The following is a 25,661-nucleotide window of genomic DNA, read 5'->3' on the forward strand; positions in this document are numbered from 1 at the left end:
GCGAGGCGCTGGAGGATTTTGCGCGCAGTGAAGGGGTTCCGCCGGCGGAGTTGCAGATCTTTCTTGTTCTGCCCAGCAACGAGGCTGTGCGTCAGGCGGTGGAGGCTGGTGCCGGCGCGACTATAATTTCCGAGCTCGTCATTGCGCGTTCGCTGGCGGAAGGCAGCTTGCGATCCGTGCCGGTCGTTCTGCCGAAACGCGATTTCGCCATGATTACCCATCGCGACCGGCAGGCGAGCCTCGCGCAAATGGCGCTCAAGGCGCATCTCACCGGCAAGCAGGACGCGTCGTCAACGGGGAGGGGCTAGAGCAAGGAAGCGTCAGGCGAATTTGCGCCGCGCATCAAGCGCGAGCCCAAGCCCGACCGAGCCGAACATATCGCCTTCGATGACCGAGGCCTGCGGCACCAGCGAAAGGATCCGCCGCTTTGCCAGCGGGATCGCCGTCGAACCGCCGGTGAGGAACACGGCGGTGATGGCCGAAGCGGGAACGCCTGCGTCGGCAATCGTTTGCCTGACCGTCGCGGCCACCCGTTCGATGTCGCCGCCGATCGTCTCTTGCAGGCCGGCGCGCGTGATCCCGGCCGCGAAGCGTACGCCGGGCAGCGACACCTTCACCTCGGCCCAGAAATGTTCTGTCAGCGCGATCTTGGCCCGTTCGACCAGGCCGGCCATCGCATGCCCGTAGCGATGCTCGACAATGTGGATGAAGCGGTCGACGAGATCGGCGCGCTCGGCTTCGAAGCGGATCTGCTTCAAATCCGACATCGCCTTCGCGGTGTAAATGAGATTGATGCGCTGCCAGGTCGCGAGGTCGATGAAATAACTTGCCGGCAGATTGCGCTTGCCGTCCTTGGTCGGCGTCAGATAGCCGAGCTCGGGCATGATATGGGCGATGCTGAGCAGCCGGTCGAAATCCGTGCCGCCGATATGGATGCCGCGATTGGCCAATATGTCGCCCTTGCGGTCGTCCGAGCGGGCGCGCTCCGGCGAGACGCGCACGATCGAGAAGTCGGAGGTGCCGCCGCCCATGTCGACGATCAGCGCCAGCTCTTCGCGGGCGACGTTCTGTTCGTAGTCGAGCGCCGCCGCGATCGGCTCGAACTGGAAGGCGATGTGCTTGAACCCTTGTGCGCGCGCCGCCTTTTCGAGCTCGCTTTGCGCCTTGGCGTCGGCGTCGGCATCGTCATCGACGAACTGCACGGGGCGGCCGAGCACGACGCGTTCGACCGGGCCGCCGGCATCCTCTTCCAGCCGCTTCTTCAAATGGCTGATGAATAAGCCGATGATATCGGTGAAGCCGATCAGGCGCGCCTTGATGCGCGTCTTCTCGTTGGCGAGCGAGCTGCCGAGAACGCTTTTCAGCGAGCGCATCAGCCGGCCCTCGACGCTGTCGGTGTAGTCGGCGATCGCGCGGCGGCCGAAATAGGTGTGGCCGTCCTCGAAGTTGAAGAAGACGGCGCTCGGCAAGGTGGGCTGTTCACCCTCAAGTGCTACCAGTTGCGCCCGGCGTGGCGGATCACGCCCACTGTGGAATTGGACGTGCCGAAATCGATGCCGCCGAATGCTGGATGCATAGCAGCCTCCTGTCATTGGTTTCGTCGCAGCGCATCGCCGGCGTCGAAAAACGCGCCGTCACCCGGTCGCCGGACCGCTCTGCCGAATTGAATGTGTGCTTGTCCCCGAGTTGGGAGGCGGCGACTTATCCCAAATCCGGGAAAAGGGGAACCCTCATTCGCGCGAAAAACGTCAATCCTTGCGGAAAACGATGCGTCCGAGCCAGCCGGTGAGCATGGCAAGGGACACGGCGAACACGCCGTAGAGGAAGGAATAGTCGTGCGCGACGCGGAAGATCGACTGTTCGAAACCGGACTTGCGGATTTCGAGCTGGGCCGAGCTCTCCTTCACGAACATGCCGCTCTTGAACAGGAAGGCGCGTGCCTTATGGGTGCCGACCGGGATGTTGGGCGCGAGCCGGACGGTGGCCCGGAACAGGTTCTGCGACAGGAACTGGACGCCCCCGACATTCTCGCTGTAAAGGCCGGTCGCCGTCTTGCGCTCGCGAAGTGCCGAGGTGAATTCCTCGATCGTGATCGGGCTGTCGCTGGGCTCGGCCGGTTGCATGTAGAGGTTCGAAGCGCCGAGCGACAGCTGCTTGTAGCTGTTCGGCTCGGTGATGTCCTGCAGCGGGCGGGTCGTCGCCACCGAGTAGGATACCGGCACGTTCTCGAAAGTCTCCGATTCCAGATTGATCCAGACGCCGAGCACCCTGTCCTTGCGGCGCACGACGACGGGGCGGGCGGGACCCTCCAGCACGACGATGACATCGTAGCGTCCCTGGCGCGCGATCAGCGGATCGGGATTTTCGAGCGAGCCGAAAATGGTGAGGTCAGCGCCGGAAAACCCGGCGGTAATCGAAATGGCGTCGGTCGACAGGCCGATCTGGATGCTTTCCGTCGCCGGCGTCTGTGCCGCCGCCGGCAGTGCTGCGGCAGCGAGCGACAGGATGGCGGCTGCGAACGCTCTCAACGGCCCCATCAGGTCAGGCCCGCGAGCGAATAGCGATTGGGAGGCGTCACGAAGAGGTCGATGGCCAGACGGATGGCGACGGCCAGAACCAACAGCGCCAGAAGCGCCCGCAACTGCTCGCCCCGCAGCCGCTGGCCCGCTTTGGCGCCATATTGCGCGCCGGCAACGCCGCCCGCCATCAGCAGGAAGGCCAGGATCACGTCGACCGTCTGGTTCGTCGTGGCATGCACCAGCGTGGTGTAGGCCGAGGTGAAGATGATCTGGAACAGCGAGGTGCCGATAACGACGTTGGTCGGCACCTTGAGCAGGTAGATCAGCGCCGGCACCATGATGAAGCCGCCGCCGACGCCCATGATCGACGACAGGAAGCCAATTGCCGCGCCGAGGCCGAGCACCGGGATGATACTGACGAACAGCTTCGAGGCGCGGAAGCGCATCTTGAACGGCAGCCGGTGGATCCAGTTGTGCTGGCCGGATTTCTTCAGCACCGGCGCCGCGCCGCTGCGCGAGGCGCGCAGCGCGTTGACGCTCTCGACCAGCATCAGCCCGCCAACGGTGCCGAGCAGCGCGACGTAGAGCAGCGAAATGAAGAGGTCCAATTGGCCGAGCCGGCGCAGCAGCGCAAAGACATAGATGCCGGCGGTCGAGCCGACAATGCCGCCGGCCAGAAGCACTCCGCCGAGCTTGAAGTCGAGCGTGCCGCGCTTGAAGTGCGACAGCGCGCCGGAGAAGGAGGAGGCTATGACCTGGTTGGCCCCCGTGGCCACCGCGATCGCCGGCGGGATGTTGTAGAAGATCAGGAGCGGCGTGATCAGGAAGCCGCCGCCGACCCCGAACATGCCCGACAGGAAACCCACCGCCGCGCCCATCGCGAGCAGCACGAACACGTTGACGGAAATTTCCGCGATCGGGAGATAGATGCCCACCCGTCTGTCTCGATCAGTTTGCCTGTCGGCGAATGCCGCCGTCCCCGGCAGTTTCGCACCGAAAAGCCAATTTTTTCTTGCGCGGCGCGGCGCCGGGGTCAAACCCCGGCGCCGCGCCGAAACGAAAACCGTCTCAATCAGTTAACAGGCAAATCTGTGGCAAGCCGTCGCGGAAGCGACGCGCCTGCCGTTATTTGTGCGCAAGCAGCGCCTTGACGAGTGGCGCGTCGATCTCGCCGGTCGGCTTCATCTTGTTGTCGGTCTGAAAGGCCATGATCGCGTTCTTGGTCTTGTCGCCCATCACGCCGTCGGCGCCGCCGGCATCATAGCCGTTCTTGTTGAGGATCAGCTGGATGTTCTTCACCGCCTTCTTCATGTCGATGCCGGCGGTGGTCTGCGGCGTGCTGTCCTGCCAGGATTCCGGAATGTCGGCCGAGTTGGTGGCTGCGTTGAGCGGCTTTGCCTTCCACAGGTCCGTGGCGGCGCGCGCCCGCTCGAGCTGCTCGGGCCTGAGCGCATTGGCGATCTCGTCGCGTTTGGCCGCAGCGTCCTTGTCGCCGGTCTTGGCGACGAGAGCGAACCATTTGTAGGATTCCTCCAGGTTCTGCTTCATGCCGACGCCCTTGGCCGAAAGGATGCCGAGATTGAACTGGCTGTCCTTGACGCCGAGGTCGGCCGCCTCCTGGAACCAGTGCGCCGCCGACTCATTGTCGGTCACGCCGTCCGCCGCCATGGCGAACAGAACCGCCAGATTGTGCATGGCGCTGGCGTTGCCCTGTTCCGCCGCGAGTTGGTAATAGGTCTTGGCTTTCTTGATGTCGCGCGCGACGCCGATGCCCTTCTCGTAAAAATTGCCGATGCGGTATTCGGCCGGTGCGAAGCCCAGTTCGGCGGATTTCTCATACCATTTGGCGGCCGCCGCCATGTCTTCCTTGACGCCGCGCGATTCCGCGTAGCGCGAGCCGATCTCAAACAGCGCCTTGGCGTCACCGCCTGCGGCCGCGTCGTGCAGCGCCACCGGACCGATATCGGCCGGGACATCGATCTTGGCGGCCGCACTTGCCGTCTGGCCGCCGCCCGGCGGGACGGTGCCCGTGGTGTCGGCGGACGTGGTTGCCGGCGTGCCGGCCGAGGAAGCGCCGGCTGCGGCGGCACCGGGCACTGCTGTGCTCGCCGGCCGCGGGCCGATGGTGGGTTGCGCGTCGCCGTCCGTGTCCATGGCAGGCCCGTTCGCAGCCGGAGAGACTGGCTCCGACGGTGTCGCCGAAGCCATCGGCGCGGGCCGGGCTGGCGCTGACGGAGTCGCCGGAGCAGGCGCCGGTTCGGCTGGCGCCGCGGCCGCGGGTATTTCGGGTGCGGATGGCTGAAAGGCGGCCTGTGGCGTTGAATCGTCCTTCGACGGCTCGGCCTGCCTGACGGCACGCGCCGGCGCGCTCTCGAACTTCGCAGTGCCCGTGTCGGGCTTGGGTGTGCTGACATCGAGCGAGGCGGTTTCGACCGATTGGGTGGAGACGATCGGCGCGACGTCGTTGCTGGCGACCGGCGCGGGGTCGGAGAAGAAGGCCTTGCCGAGCTGCAGGCCGGCCAGTGCCATCATGATCGCGGCCGCCGCCATCAGGATGGGCTTCCGCCGCGCCTTGAGCAGATCGCCGATTCTGAGCGCCTTCACCGGGCCGGTCATCGTCGACTGCCGCTTTAGCGCGTCGGCTTCCGCGGCGGCGGCCTGCGCCGCGCGGCGGGCGGCCGCGATGAAATCGGATTTGGCGGCATCTGTCTCGCTGCGCTTGGCCGGCTGACCGCCGCGCTCGTCGCGCACGCGCTTCATGATGGCGTTGAGGTCCGGCGCGCCGGAACCAGGTTCGAGCGGCCGGTTGGCGGCTCTCGGATCGAGCGGTTCGTCGATGTCGACGGTCGGAACGTCGCCGGCCGGTGCCGAGCCGGCAAGCGGCGGCGTGTCCTCGTTCTTCTTGCCCTTGAAGGCACGCGCCAGTCCGCTGAACATCGACTTCTTGCGGCCGGTGGTCTCAGCCTTCTCGCCAATTTCGTCCGATCCGAGCGCAGCCATTGCGGCGGCGGCCGCGGCCTCGGCGGGCGTGCGAGCGGCAGCTTCGCCGCGCATTACAGGTTCGCCACGCGTAACAGATTCGCCACGCGTAACAGGTTCGCTACGCGTAACAGGTTCGCCCGGTGCAGCCGGCTCGTTTCGCGAAACCGGATCGTGGCGCAGGATGGAGGCGGCGCGCGCATCGAGATCGGCGATGTCTCCGGTCAGTGGCAGCGGCTGGTCGATATCCATCGACGGCGCGTCCTGGACGGCGATCTTGCCGGTGCGGGCGGCCCGCTTGCCGCCCGGCTGCGGGTCGATCAGTTCGCTGACCGCTTCACTGGGACCTTCGGCCTCCAGCGAGCCGAGCCGGTCGACGATCTTGAGCAGCGTGTCGTGGATCGCCTCGAACGTGCGCGAATTGCGCTCGTCGGAACGGCGGGTGAGCGCTTCGAGCGTCTTCAGGTCCTGCGCGAGCCCGCTCACGGCGGCTGCGTTGGAAGCAGCCGTGCCGGAACTCGATTCGCCCAGCGACCGCACGGCGTTCTCCGCAGCCTCGCGCGCGACGGTGAGGATGGAATCGCGCGTGCCGGCCAGCGACTTCTCGATCTCGTCGAGGCGCGGGCTGATGTCCTCGAAATCGGGAAGCGGTCCGCTCGGCTTCGAAAGATGCGCCGAAAGGACGGTCACCTGCGACTCAAGGCTGCGGATCAGTGCCGGATCAATGCCGGCGACCTGCGCGGCGGAGGATTCCAGCCGGCTGGAGATGTCCTCGAGCCGGCTTTCCAGGCCACGGATCGCCATCTCGTTGGCGGGATCGGGCGCGCGCGTCTCGATGCGCTTGGCAAGCGCGGTGAAGCGGGCGTCGATCGCCTCCATGATGCCAGCGCCGTCGTCCTGCCGCATGCGCTGGTCGAGCCTGTCGGCGACTTCGTCCAGCCGCCGCTCGAGGTCGCGGAACAGCAGGTTGCTCTGCTCGATGGCATCGCCCTGGCGGCGCTCGAGCAGCGTGGACAGCGCGTCGAAGCGCTGCTCCAGGCCCTGGAAGATGTGGTCGGCGTCGGGCATCGCCGGCGCGCGGTCTATCTTGTCGGTGATCAAAGCAATCTGCTTGCCGAGACGCTCCATCGCCTGCTCCGGCAGATGGGCGCGCCCGGCGAGCTCGTCCACACGGCTGGACAGAAGGTTGAGGCGGTCGATGACCTCGGCGCCGGGACGTGACTGCGCGACCTCCTCGATCTGCTCCGCCAGCGAGGCGATCCGTTTCTCGATTCGCCCGAAGGTTTCCGGATCGAAGGCATTGGCCTGCGCGGCCACCGTCGAGGCGACGATGGCGCGCGAGATCTCGTCCAGCCGCTCGTCGATCATGGCAAGCGTCTCGCCGCCGCGCATCGTTTGCTGGCTGGCGAAACGGTCGACCGCTCCGGCGAGGGTGCGCACCTTTTCCTCCAGCGAGGCGAGCGACAGCGATTGCGGCAGGTTGTTGACCGCGCTGCTGATCTGTTCGAGGCGGTCGGTCAGCGCCGAAAGGTTGGGACCCTCGGCGCGCTGGCGCTGGTCGGCGTCGACGCGATCCTCGAAGGCGCTCCAGCGGCGATCGAAATCGTCCCAGCGGCGGTCGACGGCCTGCACACTTTGGTCGACGGCCCGCACGCTTTCCTCGCGCGCCAGCGTGTCGAGCGCCGCCTTGACCTGCTCCAACTCCAGCCGCAGCAGGTTGACGCTGCGATCGTCGCTTTTTTCGGCAAGCGTGTGGATGGCGCCGGAAAGCCGTTCGAACTCGAGGCCGAGCTCGGCGCTGTTCTTGTCGGCGGGGGCACCATGCTGGCTCGCCGCCTGCATGGCGCGATCGATATCCTGACGCAGCGCGTCGAATTCGCGCTGCAGGCCGGCGGTCATCTGATGGCGCAACTCCTCGCGCAGGCCGCGCAATTCGACCGCGATCTTGCCAACCATCGCGACGCCGTCTTCCTGTCCGCGCACCCGGTCGATGTCGCGGGCAATGGCCTGATAATTGGGGCCGAAGTCGGAAGCTGCGGCCGCCGGGTTCTGCGGCCCGCGGTTTTGCGGTCCGCGATTTTGGTCCCTCTGCGTGGTGTAGGGTTCCTCGTACCAGCGGGGCGAACCATAAGGTTGCGCGGCCGCATAGCGGGGCTCGGGGGCCGGCCGCCGCGGATCGGGGCGCTCGGGCGTGTCGCTGCGCGTCCGCTCCAGCCGCTGCTCCAGCGTTTCGAGCGAGCGGCTCAGATCCTCTAGCGAGGTCTGCGACCGGCGCTGCCTACCGGCGTTGAGTGTATCGAGATAGGACCGCTTGCTGTTCATCGATGCGCCCGTGTTCAGAATGACCGGCTGAGACCGGTTTCCCAGAGTCTGCCGGGAACGAAGGCGTCCGCGCGGTTTTGCTGCGGAGGAAGACGGGCTTCCCGGGTTTCTCACCCACGCTTCGAAAACCGTGAAAAATTCGCTACAGGATAAACACGGGTGACCGACATGCGCACATTTCGCCCAACGTGGTAAACAAGGCGTTAACCAAGCTTAAGAAGTGGCGCATAATCCTGACCCGCCCGGTGGCATCCGAGTGCGGCATAAAGGAGTGTTTCCGACAACGCGCTTGCGTCAGGTGCCGGCTGTCGGTATAGAATTGACGTAAACGTAAAAGGTGCGAAGCCGTGCCTCTTGCGATTGAATTGTCGAAACCACGATTGGAAGCACGCCCCCGCTTCCACTCAGGCGACGTTTGGTCCGTGACCGCGACGCCATCAGGGGAAAGCCAGTGACCATGAAACTTGTTTCGCCCGGCGAAGCCGCGGCCAATAGCAATCACATATCGGTCGAGACCGACGAAGAATTCGTCCGTATCGGCGAGATGGCCAAGAAGTACGGCGTGACCTTGCGCACGCTGCGATTCTACGAGGACAAGGGCCTGCTCAATCCGAAGCGCGACGGCTCGACCCGTCTCTACACGCGCCGCGACAAGGCCCGGCTGAAGCTGATCCTGCTCGGCCGCAAGGTCGGTTTCTCCCTACGCGACGTCAAGCAGATGATGGACCTTTACGATCCGACCGGATCCAACACCAAGCAGTTGCGGCTGGCGCTCGACAAGTCCGAGAAGCAGCTTGCCCGCTTGCAGAAGCAGCGCGCGCTGATCGATGAGGCTATCAGCGACTTGAGCAATTCGATGGCGATCGTTCGCCAGATGCTGACCGAGCGGGCTGCGCCGCAGGCAAGCGCCGCCGGCTGATCTCACGCTAACGGCAAGCCCAGGATAGAGAAAGCCGCGTGGCTGCAGGCGCGCGGCTTTTTTGTTGCCCTGGAGCCAGCGCTCATCAAAAATTTCGGGCTGCGACGAAGTTGACGTTTACGCAAACGTCAATATTTGCTATCGGGAGCATCGACATTGGCCCGGCCTCCCACTCCGCATCCGGATCGGGAGCTTGCTGGCCGGCTGGGGCCGCAAGGGTGGAGGAAGGCATGACGATCTACAGGGCGCCCGTCCAGGACACGCTGTTCGTGCTCAACGACGTGCTCGGCTACCAGCGCTATTCTAATCTTCCGGGCTTCTCGGACGCCACGCCGGACGTCGTCGAGGCGATCCTTGCCGAAGGCGCCAAGCTCGCCGAAAACGTCATGCATCCGCTGAACCGGGTCGGCGACATGGAAGGCTGCGTGCGCCATGACGACGGTACGGTGACCACGCCCAAGGGCTTCAAGGACGCTTTCAACCAGTATCGCGAGGGCGGCTGGATGGGCCTAGCGGCACCCGCCGAGTTCGGCGGCCAGGGTCTGCCCTATACGGTCCACACCGCGGTCTCCGAATACATGGTGTCCGCCAATATGGCGCTGATGATGTATCCCGGCCTCACGCAGGGCGCGATCGCGGCCATTGTCACCCATGGCACGGACGAGCAGAAGGCCACCTGGTTGCCCAGGCTGATCGAGGGCGCCTGGACCGGCACCATGAATCTGACCGAGCCGCACTGCGGCACCGATCTCGGCCTGCTGCGCACCAAGGCGGTGCCCAATGGCGACGGCACCTACAGGATTTCCGGCCAGAAGATATTCATCTCCGCCGGCGAGCACGACATGGCCGACAACATCGTCCATCTGGTGCTGGCCCGCGTCGAGGGGGCGCCGGAAGGCGTCAAGGGCATCTCGCTGTTCATCGTGCCGAAGTTCAAGCTCGACGGCTCGGGCAATGTCAGCGCGCGCAACGCGCTCTCCTGCGGCTCGATCGAGGAGAAGATGGGCATCCACGGCAACTCGACCTGCGTCATGAACTATGACGAGGCCGAAGGCACTTTGCTCGGCGAGTTGAACGGCGGCCTGAAAGCCATGTTCACGATGATGAACGAGGCCCGCCTGGGCGTTGGCCTGCAAGGGCTCTCGGTCTCGGAGATCGCCTATCAGAACGCGGTGGCTTACGCCAAGGACCGCCTCCAGGGGCGGTCGCTGTCGGGCATCAAGGCGGCGGACAAGAAGGCCGACCCGATCATCGTCCATCCCGATATCCGCCGCTCGCTGATGACCATGAAGGCGTTCAACGAGGGCGGCCGAGCGCTGGCGCTGTGGACGGCGATCAAGTCGGACGTCGCGCACCGCTCCGGTGACGACAGGGACCGCCAGTCGGCCGACGACTACACCGGTCTGATGACGCCGGTGGTCAAGGGCGTGCTGACTGACAAGGGCTTCGATCACGCCGTGATGGCGCAGCAGGTGTTCGGCGGCCACGGCTACATCGAAGAACACGGCATGAGCCAGTTCGTCCGCGATGCCCGCATCGCCATGATCTATGAAGGCGCCAATGGCATTCAGGCGCTTGATCTGGTCGGCCGCAAGCTGGCGCAGAATGGCGGCCGCGCCGTGCAGGCCTTCTTCAAGGAGGTCGGCGAATTCTGCGAGGAAAACCGCGCTGACGACAAGATGGCGCCCTTCACCAAGGCGCTGAAGAAGGGCCTCAACGACCTGCAGGCGGCGACCATGTGGCTGGTGCAGAATGCCATGGCCAAGCCCGACAATGCGGGCGCCGCCTCGACCGATTACATGCATCTCTTCGGGCTTGTCGCGTTGGGCTACATGTGGGGCCAGATGGCCAAGGCCGCCCAAACGAAGCTCGCCGAAGGTGCCAATGGGGCCTCGTCGTTCTACGACAACAAGCTGGTCACGGCGCGCTTCTTCATGGAGCGGATCATGCCGGAGACCGCGACGCGCCTCGCCCGCATTTCCAGTGGCGCGGATACGCTAATGGCGCTGCCGGCGGAAGCGTTCTAGAAATGCTCGGCGTCCCCCTCCCCCTTGAGGGGAGGGTGGCCCGAAGGGCCGGGAGGGGTCGCCCGCGACGAACTCGACGCCAATTCTGGCGACGCACCCTGGGAGAAGGACTAACGCAATGCCCCGCACGCGGGTCAGTTTCGAGATGCGACAGAAAGCGCGCTCGCTTCGTCTGCACACGACGAAGGCCGAATCCTTGCTGTGGTACGAATTGCGCGAGCTGACGGCTGATGGCCTGAAGTTCAGGCGGCAATCGCCGATAGGCCCGTACATTGTCGATTTCGTCTGCCCGAAGGTCAAACTGATCGTCGAGGTCGACGGCGACCTGCACGAAACCGAAGCTGGCAGACGTCATGATGTGAACCGCGACGCCTGTTTGCCGTCACTCGGGTATGTCGTTGTCAGGATTGATGAGCCTGATGTCATTAACAGTGCATGGCATGTGGCGCAGTTTGTTAAGGACAAGGCCGAGCACCTCATCGGCGACCCCTCCCGGCCGCTTCGCGGCCACCCTCCCCTCAAGGGGGAGGGGGACGCCGGCGCAGTGGAGGAAACAGCATGACAAATCCAGCCGACGTTCTTGGCCTGCCGAAGCCCGCCTGGGCGGCGGACGAAGTCGGCATGCTCTACGAGATGGCGAACCGCTTTATGTCGGAGGAGATCGCGCCGCGCTACGAAGAGTTCGAGAAGAACGAGATTTTCGACCGCGAGAGCTGGCTGAAGGCGGGCGCCGCCGGCCTGCTCTGCGCCTCTATGCCGGAGAAATATGGCGGCTCCGGCGGCACCTTCGCGCATGAGAGCGCCATCATCGAGGCCATCGGCCACGTCGGGGTCGACGGCTTCGGCATCGGCCTGCACAACTCGATCGTCGCGCCATACATCCTGCATTACGGCTCCGAGGAGCAGAAAGAAAAATGGCTGCCGAAACTGGCGACCGGCGAGCTGATTGGCGCCATCGCCATGACCGAGCCCGGCGCCGGCTCCGACCTTCAGGGCGTCAAGACCCGTGCCGAGAAGGACGGCAATCACTACAAAATCAACGGCTCCAAGACCTTCATCACCAACGGCCAGCTTGCCAACCTGATCATCGTCGTCACCAAGACCGATCCGGACAAGGGCGCCAAGGGCACCTCGCTGATCGTCGTCGAGACCGACGAGGTCGAGGGCTTCGAACGCGGTCGCAACCTCGACAAAATAGGGCTCAAGGCCAACGACACCTCCGAGCTGTTCTTCAACGACGTGCGCGTGCCGACCTCCAACCTGCTCGGCCATGAGGAAGGCAAGGGCTTCGTCCAGCTGATGCAGCAATTGCCGCAGGAGCGGCTGCAGATCGGCACCGGCGCGATCGCCATGATCGAGCGGGCGCTGGCGCTGACCATCGACTACGTCAAGGAGCGCAAGGCCTTCGGCAAGGCGATCATCGATTTCCAGAACACCCAGTTCAAGCTGGCCGAGCTGAAGACCGAGGCCACGATCGGCCGCGTCTTCTACAACGACTGCGTCGCCCGCCACATCGACGGCGGCCTCGACCCGGTCACCGCCTCTATGGCCAAATACTGGCTGTCCGACCTGCAGGGCAAAGTCGTCGACGAATGCCTTCAACTGCATGGCGGCTATGGCTACATGAACGAATATCCGATCGCCCGCATGTTCCGCGACGCCCGCGTCCAGCGCATCTACGGCGGCACCAACGAGATCATGAAATTGCTGATCGGGCGCTCTCTGTGAGCGCAGCGACCGGCAAATCCAAGGAGCACGAAAATGGCCGAAGCTTACGTCTATGACGCCGTGCGCACGCCGCGCGGCAGAGGCAAGAAGGATGGCTCGCTGCACGAGGTGCCGGCGGTGCGGCTCGCGGCAAAGACGCTTGAGGCGCTGCGTGACCGCAACGCGCTCGACACCGGCACGGTCGACGACATCATCTTCGGCTGCGTCGATCCGGTCGGCGAAGCGGGCTCGGTCATTCCGCGCGCCGCCGCCTTCGAGGCCGGCTACGACACCAGGGCGCCGGGCATGCAGATATCGCGCTTCTGCGCTTCCGGACTCGATGCCATCAATTTCGGCGCCGCCAAGATCGCGCAAGGCGCGGACGAGATCGTCATTGCCGGGGGCGTAGAATCCATGTCGCGTGTCGGCATGGGCATGTCCGGCGGCGCCTGGTTCATGGACCCCTCCGTCGGCCTTCCCGGCTGGTTCGTGCCGCAGGGCATCTCGGCCGACCTGATCGCGACGAAATACGGGTTCAGCCGCGACGACGTCGACGCTTACGCCGTCGAGAGCCAGAAGCGCGCCGCCAAGGCGTGGGACGACGGCCGCTTCAAGAATTCGGTGGTCCCGATCAAGGACCAGAACGGCCTCACCATCCTCGACCGTGACGAGCACATGCGGCCTTCGACCGACATGCAGTCGCTCGCCTCGCTCAATCCGTCCTTCGTCATGCCGGGCGAGATGGGCGGGTTCGATGCGGTGGCCGTGCAGAAGCATCCGGAAGTCGAGGAAGTGAACCACGTCCACCATGCCGGCAACTCGTCCGGCATCGTCGACGGCGCCGCTGCTGTACTACTCGGCTCCAAGAAGGCCGGCAAGGCCATGGGCCTGAAGCCCCGCGCGCGCATCCGCTCGTTCGCCAATATCGGTTCCGAGCCGGTGCTGATGCTGACCGGCCCGGTCGACGTCACCGAAAAGCTCTTGAAGCGTGCCAAAATGAAGCTGTCGGACATCGACCTCTTCGAGCTCAACGAGGCCTTCGCTTCCGTTGTGCTGCGCTACATGCAGGCCTTCGACATCCCGCATGACCAGATCAACGTCAATGGCGGCGCGATCGCCATGGGCCATCCGCTCGGCGCCACCGGCGCGATGATCTTCGGCACGGTGCTGGACGAGCTGGAGCGCCGGGACCTGAACACCGCGCTGGTCACGCTCTGCATCGGCGCCGGCATGGGCACTGCCACCATCATCGAACGCGTCTGACGGGGAGAGAAAAGATGAGCTACACCAATTTCACCCTCGACATGGACGCCGATGGGATCGCGCTGGTCACCTGGGACATGCCGGGCCGCTCGATGAACGTCTTCACCGAAGAGGCGATGCGCGAGCTCAACGCCATCGTCGATCGTGTGGCGGGCGACGCCGCCATCAAAGGCGCGGTCATCACCTCCGGCAAGGACAGCTTCTCCGGCGGTGCCGACATCACCATGCTGCAGAAGATGCTCGCCACCTTCGCCGTCGAAAAGGAAAAGGACCTCGAAAAGGCGACCAAGGCGCTGTTCGACAATGCCGGTTACATGACCGGTCTGTTCCGCAAGATCGAGACCTGCGGCAAGCCGTGGGTGTCGGCGATCAACGGCACCTGCATGGGCGGCGCCTTCGAGATGTCGCTCGCCTGCCACGGCCGCGTCGCGGCCGATTCCGACAAAGTGAAGATGGCGCTTCCCGAGGTGAAGATCGGCATCTTCCCGGGCGCCGGCGGCACCCAGCGCGTGCCGCGGCTGACCGATCAGCAGCAGGCGCTGCAGATGCTGACCAGCGGCCAGAATCTGACGCCGCAAAAGGCGAAGTCGATGGGCCTGATCCACGAGATCGCCGAGCCGAAGAAGCTTGTCGAGACCGCCAAGGCGATGATCAAAAACGGCCTGAAGCCGGTGGCGCCATGGGACGAAAAGGGTTTCAAGCTGCCCGGCGGTCCGATCTATTCGGCGGCCGGCGCCAATCTCTGGCCGCCGGCCATCGCCATCCTGCGCCGCGAGACCTTTGGCAACTATCCGGCGGCCGCCGCGATCCTGAAATGCGTCTATGAGGGCCTGCTGGTGCCCTTCGACACCGGGCTCCGGATCGAGCAGCGCTACTTCACCGAGATCATGCAGACCAAGGAAGCGGCGGCGATGATCCGCTCGCTTTTCGTGTCGCTGCAGGAACTGAACAAGGGCGCGCGCCGCCCGACCGGCGTGCCGGACAGCAAGTTCAAGAAGATCGGCATACTCGGCGCCGGCTTCATGGGCGCCGGCATTGCCTATGTCACGGCCAGGGCCGGCATTCCGGTCGTGCTGCTCGACCGCGACATGGAGTCGGCCGAGAAGGGCAAGGCGCATTCCGACGGCCTGATTTCGGACCAGGTGAAGAAGGGCCGCGCCAAGCCCGAAGAGAAAGACAAGTTGCTGTCGCTGATCACGCCGACGGCCGACTATGCCGACCTTGCCGGCTGCGACCTTGTCGTCGAGGCGGTGTTTGAGGATTCAGGCGTGAAGAAGCTCGCCACCGAGAAAGCGGAAGCGGCGCTGAAGTCCTCGGCGATCTTTGCCTCGAACACTTCGACCATCCCGATCACCTCGCTGGCGAAGAACTCGGCGCGGCCGAAAAACTTCATCGGCATCCACTTCTTCTCGCCCGTCGACAAGATGATGCTGGTCGAGATCATCCTCGGCAAGAAGACCGGCGACAAGGCGCTCGCCGTCGCGATCGACTTCGTACGCGCCATCAAGAAGACGCCGATCGTCGTCAACGACACGCGCGGCTTCTACGTCAATCGCTGCGTGCTGCGCTATATGTCGGAAGCCTACAAGATGCTGATCGAAGGCGTCCCTGCGGCGATGATCGAGAACGCCGCCAAGGCCGCGGGCATGCCGGTCGGCCCGCTGGCGCTGACCGACGAGACGGCGATCGACCTTGCCCAGAAGATCATGAAGCAGACCATCAAGGATCTAGGCGAGAAAGCCGTCGACCCGAAGCAGATGGCGCTGATCAACACCATGGTCGACACGCATGGCCGCTTCGGCCGCAAGAACGGCAAGGGCTTCTACGACTATCCTGCCAAGCCGGCGAAGAAGAAGCTGTGGCCGGGTCTCAAGGATCTCTATCCGCAGCTGAAGCCCGAGAAGGTCGACTACGAGAAGCTCAAAGAGCGCCTGCTGGTCACCATCGCCCTGGAGGCAGTGCGCGTCATGGAGGAGGGCATCGTCACCGATCCGCGCGAGGCGGACGTCGGCTCGATCCTCGCCTTCGGCTTCGCGCCGTTCACCGGCGGCGCGCTCTCCTACATCGACGGCATCGGCGCCAAGCGTTTCGTCAAGATCGCCAAGGGCCTGCAGAAGAAATACGGGGCCGAGTTCAAGGCGCCCAAGCTTTTGCTCGACATGGCCGAGAAGGGCGAGACTTTCTACCAGCGCTTCGACCCTTACCAGAAGGGCGAGGTCAAGAAGGCCGCCTGACGAACTCCGATGTATGTCTGGGGGCGCCTCGCGCGCATGATGGCCACGGCGCGTAGCCGTGGCCCTTATCAAATCGGCGATCAGAGCCGGCTGGCCTTTCGCTGCCTGCCGACCGACATCGATTTCAACAGCCATCTCAACAATGCCCGTTACATGATGCTGGCCGATCTTGGCCGTATCGATGTTTTTCTTCGCGTCGGTCTTGTCGCGCTCGCGCGGCGGAACGGCTGGCGCCGATGATCGGCGGGCTGCAATCGGCCTATGTGCGCGAGATCAGGCTGTGGAGCCGCTTCGAGGTGGTGTCGTCGATCGAGACCTGGGAAGGCACTTCGGTGATCGGCAAGCACCGCTTCGTCCTCGACGATGGGGAGACGGCGGCGCTGATCCTGACCACCGGCGGCGTCTATGACCGGCGCGGTGGCCGCTTTCTCGAAATTGAGGAGGTCGTCGCGGCGCTCGGCCATTCGGCGGAACCGCGCCCGCCGACCGAGCCCGAGCGGGCATTCATGATCTCGCACCGGAACCTGCGCGAAGAGGCCAAGCGGGCCTGATCGAGCAAGCGTTCAATGTTCGGCCCGGAAGGTTTTGCCCAGATCGACCGCGTCGCCAAAATAGTGCCGGAACACATAGAACAGCGGATTCCATCGCGCAGTGTCGATGTGGTTCGTTCCCGGCAAGACGATGCTGCTGTGCGCATGTACTCGCTGCACGTCTACCTCCATGATGAGGTGCATCGAGGATGCGCCTTGCTGCTTCGCGCTGCGATGGCAGGTCAGCAGGCGTGTTTCGAACGCAGGGGACATTCTGCGATGCGCGGCGTCAGGATCAATTCGCTGGGCTGGATCGCAAAACCGCCTAAAGCGAACTTGTCGGCCTCATGAACGAACCCCAATTCGGCCTTATGGGGTGGAACGGATTCGCACCCGTGGTGCGCGCGATCCGTTCGACATTCGCCCAGAGGCTGGCCGCGGGAAAATTGAGGGTGCATTCGCCATCCCGCAGAAGATTGATGGCGCCCTGGGTCGCCGAACTCAAGCCGAGGACCACGCATGAACCCAAGGCCCACGCGGCCGTCATCGTTTCGGGTAACCATCAGGACGACAGGCGTCCCAAAATACAGAACGGATGGGGCGATGGATTGGTGGTTCGGCAACATGAGCAGTCCTTCGCAATTCGAGGACCGCACCCTACCAAGCTTGCGCACCGAGACGTTTCGGCCGGGGTCGAACGATGCATCGCGCACGCGGCGACATGGTCGGTGCCGGCGCCCGGCTCAGGATCGAGCCCGTCAATCTTGCGGAAGCGGCGACTTTCTCTGCAATCCGCTGTTCGCGCCGGTGGACAATTGAATGGTCGCGCGTTAGACAGCAGTGAGGCATTTTTTCCTGTTTTTCGAAGGAGAGCGGACTTGCTCTCACACGATCGCGTCTGGGCCGCAATCGATGCTCTTGCCGAACGCTATTCGCTCTCGGCTTCCGGTCTCGCCCGCCGCGCGGGCCTCGATTCGACCGCCTTCAACAAATCCAAGCGCCTGTCCTCCGACGGCCGGCCGCGCTGGCCTTCGACCGAATCGCTGGCCAAGATCATCGAGGCCACCGGCGCCTCGCTGGAAGAATTCACCGTGCTGGTTGAGGGTCACGGTGCCTCCGCCGCGCCGCCGCCGCGTATGGCCGTGCCGCTGCTTGGCTTCGCCCAGGCCGGTGCCGGCGGTTTCTTCGACGATGCCGGCTATCCCTCAGGGCAGGGCTGGGATCTGGTCGAGCTTCCGGCGCGGGCGGCGGAAACCTCCTATGCGCTGAAGGTCCAGGGCGATTCCATGCTGCCGCTCTACCGCAATGGCGACGTGCTGATCGTCGAGCCGGGCGCGCCGACGCGCAAGGGCGACCGCGTCGTCGTCAAGACCACCGCCGGCGAGGTGATGGCCAAGGTGCTCGACCGGCAGACCGCGAAGTCGGTCGTGCTGGTCTCGCTCAACCCCGCTCACCCGGACCGCGATATCCCGATGAGCGAGGTCGAGTGGGTGGCGCGGATCGTCTGGGCAAGCCAGTAGGTCCGGGCTGGTGCGGGTCCTCCATCTTGCCCTGGCGCTTGTGGCGGTTCCGGCAATGGCGGCGCTGGTCGTCGCCGGAGGCCACTCGCTGAAGGGCAGCGAAAGCGTCGTCGCGGTCGATCAGATCGATCCGGCCAGTGCACTTCCGGGGCAAGACGCCGATGTGGCGCCTCGGGAATCGATAACTGCGGAACCGGCGACGTCCGCCATTCTGGCGCCTGCCGCGCCGCAGCCGCCGAAGCCGGTGGCGCATTCGCGGGCGATCGATCCCGACGTGGTGGCGCCACCCGAAGTGCCTGCCGAGGAACTGGAACGGGTCGAGCCGCGCGCGCCGCTCAGCGATCTGGCGCTGGCCGGTCCGCCCAGGCCGCGGAAAACGAAACTGCCGGATGGCGAGGAGGGCACCAAGTTGCTCCAGCCCGTCGCCACCGCCGCCGGCCTGATCAAGGCCAAGGATTATTCCATCGCCGTGTCGGGCATCGACATCGTCAAAGAGGACGAGACCTGCAGCGACGAAGGCAAGTCATGGGACTGCGGGGTTCGCGCCAGGACGGCATTCCGGGCTTTCCTGCGTGGCCGGACCCTGGTCTGCTCAGTGCCGCCGCAAGACGGGCAGAAGGCCATCGCGGTCAAGTGCTGGGTCGGCAACAAGGATGTCGGTCTGTGGCTGGTGGAAAACGGCTGGGCCCGCGCGGCGCCAGGCGGCCCCTATGTCGAGGCGGGCGACAAGGCGCGCGCGGCGAGGAAAGGCATTTTCGGCGCCGCTCCGAATCTCGGCGGCCTGCCGGCATTGCCGGCCGCCACCGGCCCGGCGCCCGCCGCGCCGAGTTCCATCCTGCCGGCGGAAGATGGCGACGTTACGCAGCCAGCTGACCAGCCAGAGCCCGCTCAATGAGAACGCGCGTCTCCGTAATGCCGTAGAGCGCCGCGAAAGAGCCGAAACGCGGCCCCCGTTCCTGTCCGATCAGCACCTGATAGATCATCTGGAAGAAGGCGACCGACACGCCGGGTCCGCCTTCCGGGCTCTGCTTGGAATGGTCCTGATAGCGCTCGATCCGCCGCGCGACGTTGAGCGCCGCGTTCTGGATCGCCTCGCCGTCCGCGCCCTGCGGCAGCGCGCCGAGCGCTTCCGAAAGCTTCGCCAGCGCCTCGCGCTCAACCTCGTCGGCGGCGCGATAGACCTTGGTCGGCTTCACGAAGTCGTCGAAATAGCGGATGGCATACCCTGTCAGCCGGTCGAGCTCGGGGTGCGTCTGCGGCGTCACCCCGGACGCGTGGCGCGAGATGAAACCCCACAGCACCGCCTTGTCATGCGCATTGGAGGCGCTGACCAGATTGAGCAGCAGCGCGAACGGGACCGGCAGGTCGATGGCCGGCGGATTGCCGTCATGCATGTGCCAGACCGGGTTGCCGAGCCGCTCCTTCCACTCCTGGCGCGGATAGGCGGACAGGAATGCGTAATATTCGTCGACCGCCTTCGGGATAACGTCGAAATAAAGCTTCTTGGCCTGCCGCGGCCGCTGGTACATGTAGAGGCCGAGGCTCTCGGTGGGCGCATAGGTCAGCCATTCGTCGATGGTGAGCCCATTGCCCTTCGACTTCGAGATCTTCTGGCCGTTCTCGTCGAGGAACAGCTCGTAGACGAAATGCTCCGGCGCGCGGCCGCCGAGGATGTTGCAGATGCGGTCGTAGATTGCCGCGTTGGTCTGGTGGTCCTTGCCGAACATTTCGAAATCGACGCCGAGCGCTGCCCAGCGCATGCCGAAATCCGGCTTCCACTGCAGCTTCACATGGCCGCCGGTGACCGGCAGCGTGGTCTCGCTGCCTTCGTCGTCGAAGGTGATGGTGCCGGCCTTGGCGTCGACCTGCTTCATCGGCACGTAGAGCACGCGGCCGCTTTTCGGCGAGATCGGCAGGAATGGGCTGTAGGTCGCCTGGCGCTCTTCGCCGAGCGTCGGCAGCATCACCGCCATGATCTCGTCATAGCGCTCGGCGGCGCGCAGCAGCACTTCGTCGAAGCGCCCGGACTTGTAGTATTGGGTCGCGCTGGCGAACTCATAGTCGAAGCCGAACGTGTCGAGGAAGCGGCAGAGCATCGCGTTGTTGTGGTCGGCGAAGCTCGCATAATCGCCGCCGAACGGATTGGGCACCGATGTGAGCGGCTTGTGCAGGTAGGGCTCGAGCGCCGCGCGATCGGGCACGCTGTCGGGAATCTTGCGCATGCCGTCCATATCGTCGGAGAAGCACAACAGCTTGGTCTTGACCTTGTCCTGCGTCAGCACGCGGAAGGCGTGCCTTACCATCGTGGTGCGCGCCACCTCGCCGAAGGTGCCGATATGCGGCAGGCCGGACGGGCCGTAGCCGGTCTCGAACAGGACGGTATCGGGAAAGTCCTTGTTCTTGTAGCGGGCAATGATCTTCTTGGCTTCTTCGAACGGCCATGCCTTGCTTTCGCCGGCGGCCGCAAGCATCTCGGCATTGAGATCGATGATGTTTGATCCCGTCATGTCACTTTCCAGGGTAATCTGCCGGCCAGATGTGTCGGCTTGGGCGCGCAAAGATTTTCACCCGGTCTCTAGGCGCGACGGGCCGGAGCGTCAACGATTTGCGGCGCTTTTCCTTGCGGCGCCTCACTGCCAATCCTACGTTGAAGCCTCACCATCAAGGAGTTTTGAATGCCTTTGACGCCGCACGAAGCCCTGATCTATCTCATGGTCATCACTTCGGCATCCGACCGCGACATGACCGATGTCGAACTGGCGCGGATCGGGGACGTCGTCCGTTCTTGGCCCGTGTTTGTCGATTTCAACAGCGACAGTCTGGTCGGCGTGGCTCAAGCGTGCCAGCAGGCTCTGCACGACAAGGACGGGCTGGAAGGCGTCCTCGCGCGCGTCGCCGATGCGCTGCCGGAGCGGTTGCGTGACACCGCCTATGCCGCCGCTTTCGAGGTCGCGGCAGTCGATCTCGAAATGCGCATGGAGGAGTTGAGGGTGCTGCAGCTCATCCGACGGGAGCTTGATCTCGACACGCTCACCGTGGCGGCGATCGCCCGTGCGGCGAAGGCCCGCCTGCGCACACTGACTTAGAAAAAGCTCACCGGAAAATAGCGCAGGTAGAACTCGGCGAAGGTTCCCTTGATCGAGATTTCCTGCAGCGCGTAGTCGAAGGCGGCGGCCAGCGCCGGGTCGCCCGCCCTGGTGGCGATCGCCATGCCCGAGCCCAGATATTCGGGCGCCAGATAAGGGCCGCCGGCGAAGCGGCAGCAGCCGGCGGCTTCCGAGCCGCCGAGCCAGAAGGCGAAGCGCATGCCGTCGCCGAAGGCGGCGTCGATCCTGCCGGCCTTGAGGTCCGCGTAGAGGTCCTCGGGCTTGTCGAAGGGCACGACCTGCACCGTGCTGAAATAGTCGCGCAGCATCTTCTCATGCGCCGAGCCGGCGATGACGCCCACGCGCTTGCTGCGCAGCTTGTCGAGGATCGGCTCGGTAAACGCCTTGGCCTTCGGCATGATGAAGCGCGCCGGGAACTGCAGATAGGAACGCGAGAAGGCGTATTTCTCGCGGCTTTCCGGCGTCGCCGCGATGCCGGCGATGATCGCCTCGCCTTCGCCTTTCTGCAGCGCGTCGTCGAGATCGTTCCAGGGCAGCGCCTGGATCTGGCATTTCTCGACGATGCCGAGTTCGGCGCAGATCGCCCGCGCCAGGTCGATGTGGAAACCCGACAGCCGGCCGGAGCCGTCGAGGAAGTTGAAAGGCGGAAAATCGGTGGTGGTGAGGAACCTCAGCCTCGGCAACGCTGAAAGATCGGGCTTCGGCAGCCGCTCCTTGGCATCCCACAGCACCGGAACCTGCGGCTCCGCCGCGCGAGTCGCGTCGGCAAATGGCAACGCTCCGATCAGCGCCGACAGGAGGGCCAGAAATATCCATCGGAATGGCACGATAACGCTCCGCCCAATCATGTCCTTGGCTTTTCGTACGAAAACAGTGCAGGCACAATTGTTTTTGATTTCAAACGGGCGAATTCGGCGTATGGTTTAGTGCGTTTGCAAGTTTCAGCGCGCGCCCGCAACAGGGCAGGTGTCGCGAAGAAACTTGTGGTCCGGGGTTGATGGCGAAGGGTGGTTCGGGCATCTACGATCGGTACGAAAAGCAGAAGCAACATGGGGTAGATGTTGCGATGAGCATGTTCGATAGAACTCTGGAATACATCGACCAATTACAGCACGCCAACACTGCTGCGGCAGTGTGCGAGCGGCTGCTCGGCGTCACCTCGAGTTTCGGGCTGACGGCGCTGATGGCCGGAACGGTCCCGCAACCCGGCACGCCGCGCGGCCAGCAGAAGGACCATGTGCTGCTCTGCGACTGGCCGGGCGAGTGGCTGGAGCGCTATGTGGCGCGCAACTATGTCGACCATGATCCGGTCGTCAGCCACATGAAGCAATTGCAGGCCCCGTTCCAGTGGCGGGAGGCTTCCCAGGCCATCGTCATCGACAAGAGCAGCGACGAGGTCATGGGCGACGCCCGCGAGTTCAAGCTGCGCGACGGCCTCGCCTTCCCGCTGGTCACGCTCGACGGCCAGATCGTCATGGTCTCGCTGGGTGGCGAGTCCGTTGAACTGTCGGACGTCGAATTCGGAATGGTCTCGCTGGTGTCCACCTACGCCATCGGCCGCGCCATGCAGCTTCACACGATGGCCGGCAAGGTCGTCGACCACATCGAACTCACACCGCGTGAGCGCGAATGCCTGCAATGGGCAGCTGTCGGAAAGTCCGAGTGGGAAATTTCGCAGATTCTCGGCATTTCGGAGCATACCTCCGAGAAACACCTTCTCAACGCGAAGAGCAAACTGGGCGCCGCTAACCGTGTGCAGGCAGTCGCCGAGGCGATCAGGCGTGGCTATATTAGCTAAATCGGCCGTGCTGGCCCAGAAACGGTCCCATGCGCATTCGCGTAATATTTTAAGCAAGGGCGAGCGGTGTCCTTGTCTTAAGAGAGGGCTAATACTTTCTTAACGCCAAAGCAAACTGGGCGTCGCCATCCGCGTGCAGGCGGTCGCGGAGGCAGTTAGGCGCGGCTATATTGGCGGGGTCGGTCGGTGCCGACCTAAAAATTCTTGCCTACGCGATCGCGTAATATTTTCCGGAGAGCCCGGCCGTATCTTCCTCTCAAGCCCAGGAGACGGCTAATGCTTTTTTCCCTCACAACTCAGGAATTGATGGCGCGCCCCGATCTGTGGGAAGCGGTTCATCGCCTGCGCTACAAGATCTTCGTCGAGGAGATGGGCTGGACCGATCTCGACCGCCCGGATGGCCTCGAGATCGACCAATTCGACCATGACGAAGCCGAGCATCACCTCGTCATCCGCAACGGCGAGCTAGCCGGCTATCAGCGCATGCTGCCGACGACGCGGCCGCATCTACTGACCGATGTGCTGACGGACCTCTATGAGGGGACGCCCCCCTCGGGGCCGCGAGTCTGGGAGCTGACCCGCTATGCGGTGGCGCTGGGCTTCCGTGACGGCAAGCGCGGCGTCTCTACGGTCGGCACCGAGCTGATCGCCGGTTTCGTCGAATGGGGCCTCAAGCGCAACGTCAACCAGGTCATCATCGAGTTCGAACCGATGTGGGTGCTGCGCGCGCTGCAGCTGCACTTCCTGGCGACGCCGCTCGGTTACCAGCGCACCTATGGCAATCAGCAGGTGGTGGCGACGCTGCTCACCTTTTCCGAGCATACGCTGGAGGTGGTGCGCCAGCGCCGCAACCACTTCCCGCCGGTGCTGATGAGAGGCTATCCCGGCCAGCTCGGCCTCAGACAGGCTTCGTGAGGAGGTTGTCATGAGCTTCCACCCCGAACCTGAGCTGCGCGGCCACACGCTGGTCGTCACCGTGTCCTCGCATGACGGCCGGCCGGTGCTGGACAGGCACGCCTATGCGAGCCTCGCCAGGACCTTCCACGAGGCCGCCGTCAATGACGAGGTTCGCGTGGTCGTGCTGCGCGGCCTTGCCGGCTGCTTCTGCCTCGGCGGCGACTTCTCGGAGTTCCTCGACGCCGCCAAGCACCAGCAGCTGATTGCCGCCGTCACCGATATGTTTCGCAGGCTTGCGACCTTTCCCAAGCCGGTCCTTGCCTGCGTCGACGGGGACGCCGTCGGCGTCGGCTGCACCATCCTGTTCCACTGCGACATGGTGATCGCCTCCAGGGGCAGCACGTTCAGGGTGCCGTTCGTCGATTTCGGCCTGGTGCCGGACGCGGCGACCAGCATCCTGGCGCCCCAGAAGCTCGGCTATGCCGGCGCCTTCCGCTTCTTCTGCCTGGGCGACACGCTGGGCGTCGACGACGCCAAGGCGCTTGGCCTTGTCGGTGAGATCGTGGAAGGCAGCGCCGAGGAAATAGCCTTGGCGCGGGCAAGGCAGCTCGCCAAGAAGCCGGTTGCCGCGCTGTTGCAGACCCGCGGCCTGCTCAAGGGGGATACGGACGTTCTGTGCGACCGCATCGACCATGAGATATCGCTGTTCCAGCAAGCGCTGCAGGACGACGCCACGCTGAAGCGTTTGCAGCGGATCGCCCGCCTCGCGGCGTGACACCTTGGTGGAAAGTCTCAGCGCCGCGTACCCGCGAAGGTGCGCGGCGCTGTAGTGTTGGCCGCCGGCCGCGGGCACGGTGCAAGCTATTTCTCCAGGAACGACGGGCCTTCCCCGATGATCTTCTTGTCGGGCTTGCCGACGGCGTCGAGGTCGCGGCCGTCATAAGGCAAGGACAGAAGGATACGCTGGATCACCGCAAGCCGCGCACGGCGCTTGTCGTTGGCGCGCACGATGATCCAGGGCGCGAACTCCTTGTGAGTGCGCTCGAACATCAGGTCGCGCGCCTTGGTGTAATCGTCCCATTTGCTGATGCCGGCGACGTCGATCGGCGAGAATTTCCAGTTCTTCAATGGCGACCAGCGGCGATCATGGAACCGTTCAAGCTGCGTCTCGCGACCGATGTTCAGCCAGAATTTGAAGAAGTGGATACCCTCGTTGCAGATCATCCGCTCGAAATGCGGCGTCTCGTCGAGGAATGTCTCGTGCTGCTCCGGGGTGCAGAATCCCATGACCGGCTCGACGCCGGCGCGGTTATACCAGGAGCGGTCGAAGGTGACGAACTCGCCGGAGGTCGGGAAATGGTCGACATAGCGCTGATAGTACCATTGGCCATGCTCCGTCGGCGTCGGCTTGGTCAGCGCCACGTTGCGTGCCGTGCGCGGGTTCATGTACTGCCGCAGGACGAAGATCGTGCCGCCCTTGCCAGCCGCGTCGCGCCCCTCGAACAGCGCCAACACCCGTTTGCCGGTCGCCTGCAGCCAGGCCTGCGCCTTGACCAGCTCGATCTGCAGCCGCTCGAGTTCCTCGTCGTACTCTTCACCCTTCATCTTCTTGTCGTAGGGATAGCCGCCGGCGGTCAGCTTGTTGTCCTCGATCCAGTCCGGCAGCACCGGGTTGTCGATGTCGAACTCGCGTTCCTTACCCCCTATCCTCATCTTGATCGGTCCTGCGGCAGGCGCCGCGTCGGCATTTCCCTCGGCTTTTTTCATCGGGACGAACCTTTCCAGCTTGCGGACTCGTGCTATGGGAGCCTCTGAGGCGTTGCGTCCGTCTGGACGCGC

20 protein-coding genes and 2 pseudogenes are annotated in these 25,661 nt (G+C 64.4%); 14 read left to right on the plus strand and 8 right to left on the minus strand.

Features of this window, described 5'->3' with window-relative positions; all coding sequences use genetic code 11:
• Positions 1 to 308, plus strand: a 308-nt coding sequence (locus A9K66_RS09220; RefSeq protein ID WP_245307472.1) for a LysR substrate-binding domain-containing protein, incomplete at its 5' end; no start/stop codon positions are given.
• A 12-nt stretch (positions 309 to 320) separates the two neighbouring features.
• On the opposite strand, the pseudogene A9K66_RS09225 reads toward A9K66_RS09220, so the two are convergent.
• The 4 genes and pseudogenes from A9K66_RS09225 to A9K66_RS09240 form a co-directional block, all read right to left on the minus strand.
• Positions 321 to 1,576, minus strand: a pseudogene (locus tag A9K66_RS09225) (Hsp70 family protein).
• A 172-nt stretch (positions 1,577 to 1,748) separates the two neighbouring features.
• A complete protein-coding gene (locus A9K66_RS09230) occupies positions 1,749 to 2,537 on the minus strand; it encodes a TIGR02186 family protein (protein ID WP_067322676.1) in 789 nt (262 codons plus the stop codon).
• Entirely contained in the window at positions 2,537 to 3,454 is a 918-nt protein-coding gene (locus A9K66_RS09235) for a sulfite exporter TauE/SafE family protein (RefSeq protein WP_066996707.1), read from the minus strand. Before A9K66_RS09235 ends, A9K66_RS09230 begins: the two co-directional genes overlap by 1 nt.
• A 190-nt stretch (positions 3,455 to 3,644) precedes the next feature.
• The gene (locus A9K66_RS09240; protein ID WP_067322680.1) at positions 3,645 to 7,820 is read right to left on the minus strand and encodes a peptidoglycan-binding protein; all 4,176 of its coding nucleotides are present in this window, start codon (positions 7,818 to 7,820) and stop codon (positions 3,645 to 3,647) included.
• Positions 7,821 to 8,277: 457 nt separating this feature from the next.
• Here A9K66_RS09240 and A9K66_RS09245 point away from each other — a divergent pair, with 457 nt between their 5' ends.
• The 7 genes and pseudogenes from A9K66_RS09245 to A9K66_RS09275 all read left to right on the plus strand — a co-directional run bounded on the left by A9K66_RS09245 (position 8,278) and on the right by A9K66_RS09275 (position 16,521).
• Positions 8,278 to 8,739 (plus strand): MerR family DNA-binding transcriptional regulator, encoded by a 462-nt coding sequence (locus A9K66_RS09245; RefSeq protein ID WP_082953808.1) that lies wholly within the window; start codon positions 8,278 to 8,280, stop codon positions 8,737 to 8,739.
• A 230-nt stretch (positions 8,740 to 8,969) separates the two neighbouring features.
• Positions 8,970 to 10,766 carry an acyl-CoA dehydrogenase gene (locus tag A9K66_RS09250; protein WP_067322683.1) on the plus strand — a complete coding sequence of 599 codons (1,797 nt, stop codon included), beginning with the start codon at positions 8,970 to 8,972 and terminating at the stop codon, positions 10,764 to 10,766.
• A gap of 118 nt (positions 10,767 to 10,884) precedes the next feature.
• Positions 10,885 to 11,328, plus strand: coding sequence for an endonuclease domain-containing protein (locus A9K66_RS09255; RefSeq protein ID WP_067322686.1), 444 nt, complete (start codon positions 10,885 to 10,887; stop codon positions 11,326 to 11,328).
• The gene (locus A9K66_RS09260) at positions 11,325 to 12,494 is read left to right on the plus strand and encodes an acyl-CoA dehydrogenase family protein (RefSeq protein ID WP_082953801.1); all 1,170 of its coding nucleotides are present in this window, start codon (positions 11,325 to 11,327) and stop codon (positions 12,492 to 12,494) included. Before A9K66_RS09255 ends, A9K66_RS09260 begins: the two co-directional genes overlap by 4 nt.
• 33 nt (positions 12,495 to 12,527) lie before the next feature.
• Positions 12,528 to 13,736, plus strand: a complete 1,209-nt coding sequence (locus A9K66_RS09265) for an acetyl-CoA C-acetyltransferase (protein ID WP_067322689.1) — start codon at positions 12,528 to 12,530, stop codon at positions 13,734 to 13,736.
• A 14-nt stretch (positions 13,737 to 13,750) separates the two neighbouring features.
• Positions 13,751 to 15,970 carry a 3-hydroxyacyl-CoA dehydrogenase NAD-binding domain-containing protein gene (locus tag A9K66_RS09270; protein WP_067322692.1) on the plus strand — a complete coding sequence of 740 codons (2,220 nt, stop codon included), beginning with the start codon at positions 13,751 to 13,753 and terminating at the stop codon, positions 15,968 to 15,970.
• 9 nt (positions 15,971 to 15,979) lie between these two features.
• Positions 15,980 to 16,521 (plus strand): annotated as a pseudogene (locus A9K66_RS09275) (thioesterase family protein).
• A 12-nt stretch (positions 16,522 to 16,533) separates the two neighbouring features.
• On the opposite strand, the gene A9K66_RS31125 reads toward A9K66_RS09275, so the two are convergent.
• Positions 16,534 to 16,773 carry a hypothetical protein gene (locus tag A9K66_RS31125; RefSeq protein ID WP_245307474.1) on the minus strand — a complete coding sequence of 80 codons (240 nt, stop codon included), beginning with the start codon at positions 16,771 to 16,773 and terminating at the stop codon, positions 16,534 to 16,536.
• Between the two features lie 605 nt (positions 16,774 to 17,378).
• Between A9K66_RS31125 and A9K66_RS09285 the strand changes: the two genes are divergently transcribed.
• Both A9K66_RS09285 and A9K66_RS09290 read left to right on the plus strand, forming a co-directional pair.
• A complete protein-coding gene (locus A9K66_RS09285; protein ID WP_067322695.1) occupies positions 17,379 to 18,020 on the plus strand; it encodes a helix-turn-helix transcriptional regulator in 642 nt (213 codons plus the stop codon).
• 10 nt (positions 18,021 to 18,030) lie between these two features.
• Positions 18,031 to 18,915 (plus strand): thermonuclease family protein, encoded by an 885-nt coding sequence (locus tag A9K66_RS09290; protein ID WP_245307476.1) that lies wholly within the window; start codon positions 18,031 to 18,033, stop codon positions 18,913 to 18,915.
• Here the strand turns inward: A9K66_RS09290 and A9K66_RS09295 are convergent.
• On the minus strand, positions 18,878 to 20,527 hold the full coding sequence (locus A9K66_RS09295) for a lysine--tRNA ligase (protein ID WP_067322702.1): 1,650 nt from the start codon (positions 20,525 to 20,527) through the stop codon (positions 18,878 to 18,880). The genes A9K66_RS09290 and A9K66_RS09295 overlap by 38 nt on opposite strands.
• Positions 20,528 to 20,695: 168 nt before the next feature.
• Between A9K66_RS09295 and A9K66_RS09300 the strand changes: the two genes are divergently transcribed.
• Positions 20,696 to 21,106 carry a tellurite resistance TerB family protein gene (locus tag A9K66_RS09300; protein WP_067322705.1) on the plus strand — a complete coding sequence of 137 codons (411 nt, stop codon included), beginning with the start codon at positions 20,696 to 20,698 and terminating at the stop codon, positions 21,104 to 21,106.
• Here A9K66_RS09300 and A9K66_RS09305 read toward each other — a convergent pair.
• The gene (locus A9K66_RS09305) at positions 21,103 to 21,975 is read right to left on the minus strand and encodes a transporter substrate-binding domain-containing protein (RefSeq protein WP_156751047.1); all 873 of its coding nucleotides are present in this window, start codon (positions 21,973 to 21,975) and stop codon (positions 21,103 to 21,105) included. The genes A9K66_RS09300 and A9K66_RS09305 overlap by 4 nt on opposite strands.
• A 218-nt stretch (positions 21,976 to 22,193) precedes the next feature.
• On the opposite strand from A9K66_RS09305, the gene A9K66_RS09310 reads away from it, so the two are divergent.
• The 3 genes from A9K66_RS09310 to A9K66_RS09320 all read left to right on the plus strand — a co-directional run bounded on the left by A9K66_RS09310 (position 22,194) and on the right by A9K66_RS09320 (position 24,597).
• Positions 22,194 to 22,925 carry a LuxR family transcriptional regulator gene (locus A9K66_RS09310; protein WP_066996863.1) on the plus strand — a complete coding sequence of 244 codons (732 nt, stop codon included), beginning with the start codon at positions 22,194 to 22,196 and terminating at the stop codon, positions 22,923 to 22,925.
• Positions 22,926 to 23,201: 276 nt separating this feature from the next.
• Positions 23,202 to 23,840, plus strand: a complete 639-nt coding sequence (locus A9K66_RS09315; protein WP_067322708.1) for an acyl-homoserine-lactone synthase — start codon at positions 23,202 to 23,204, stop codon at positions 23,838 to 23,840.
• A 10-nt stretch (positions 23,841 to 23,850) separates the two neighbouring features.
• Complete coding sequence (locus A9K66_RS09320; RefSeq protein ID WP_067322711.1) at positions 23,851 to 24,597, plus strand: enoyl-CoA hydratase-related protein; 747 nt, start codon at positions 23,851 to 23,853, stop codon at positions 24,595 to 24,597.
• A gap of 86 nt (positions 24,598 to 24,683) precedes the next feature.
• Here the strand turns inward: A9K66_RS09320 and ppk2 are convergent, their stop codons facing one another.
• Complete coding sequence (ppk2, locus tag A9K66_RS09325; protein ID WP_067322713.1) at positions 24,684 to 25,589, minus strand: polyphosphate kinase 2; 906 nt, start codon at positions 25,587 to 25,589, stop codon at positions 24,684 to 24,686.
• Positions 25,590 to 25,661: the final 72 nt, after the last annotated feature.

Source organism: Mesorhizobium sp. AA23 (assembly GCF_001672435.1).
GTDB lineage: Bacteria > Pseudomonadota > Alphaproteobacteria > Rhizobiales > Rhizobiaceae > Mesorhizobium.

Bases quoted from the DNA above. Each gene is read 5' to 3' on its own strand.
- A9K66_RS09315 (WP_067322708.1), top strand. From the start codon at position 23,202: ATGCTTTTTTCCCTCACAACTCAGGAATTGATGGCGCGCCCCGATCTG.
- A9K66_RS09245 (WP_082953808.1), top strand. From the start codon at position 8,278: ATGAAACTTGTTTCGCCCGGCGAAGCCGCGGCCAATAGCAATCACATA.
- A9K66_RS31125 (WP_245307474.1), bottom strand. From the start codon at position 16,773: ATGTCCCCTGCGTTCGAAACACGCCTGCTGACCTGCCATCGCAGCGCG.
- A9K66_RS09300 (WP_067322705.1), top strand. From the start codon at position 20,696: ATGCCTTTGACGCCGCACGAAGCCCTGATCTATCTCATGGTCATCACT.
- A9K66_RS09265 (WP_067322689.1), top strand. From the start codon at position 12,528: ATGGCCGAAGCTTACGTCTATGACGCCGTGCGCACGCCGCGCGGCAGA.
- A9K66_RS09250 (WP_067322683.1), top strand. From the start codon at position 8,970: ATGACGATCTACAGGGCGCCCGTCCAGGACACGCTGTTCGTGCTCAAC.
- ppk2 (WP_067322713.1), bottom strand. From the start codon at position 25,589: ATGAAAAAAGCCGAGGGAAATGCCGACGCGGCGCCTGCCGCAGGACCG.
- A9K66_RS09310 (WP_066996863.1), top strand. From the start codon at position 22,194: ATGAGCATGTTCGATAGAACTCTGGAATACATCGACCAATTACAGCAC.
- A9K66_RS09305 (WP_156751047.1), bottom strand. From the start codon at position 21,975: ATGATTGGGCGGAGCGTTATCGTGCCATTCCGATGGATATTTCTGGCC.
- A9K66_RS09230 (WP_067322676.1), bottom strand. From the start codon at position 2,537: ATGGGGCCGTTGAGAGCGTTCGCAGCCGCCATCCTGTCGCTCGCTGCC.
- A9K66_RS09270 (WP_067322692.1), top strand. From the start codon at position 13,751: ATGAGCTACACCAATTTCACCCTCGACATGGACGCCGATGGGATCGCG.
- A9K66_RS09320 (WP_067322711.1), top strand. From the start codon at position 23,851: ATGAGCTTCCACCCCGAACCTGAGCTGCGCGGCCACACGCTGGTCGTC.
- A9K66_RS09260 (WP_082953801.1), top strand. From the start codon at position 11,325: ATGACAAATCCAGCCGACGTTCTTGGCCTGCCGAAGCCCGCCTGGGCG.
- A9K66_RS09295 (WP_067322702.1), bottom strand. From the start codon at position 20,527: ATGACGGGATCAAACATCATCGATCTCAATGCCGAGATGCTTGCGGCC.
- A9K66_RS09255 (WP_067322686.1), top strand. From the start codon at position 10,885: ATGCCCCGCACGCGGGTCAGTTTCGAGATGCGACAGAAAGCGCGCTCG.
- A9K66_RS09240 (WP_067322680.1), bottom strand. From the start codon at position 7,820: ATGAACAGCAAGCGGTCCTATCTCGATACACTCAACGCCGGTAGGCAG.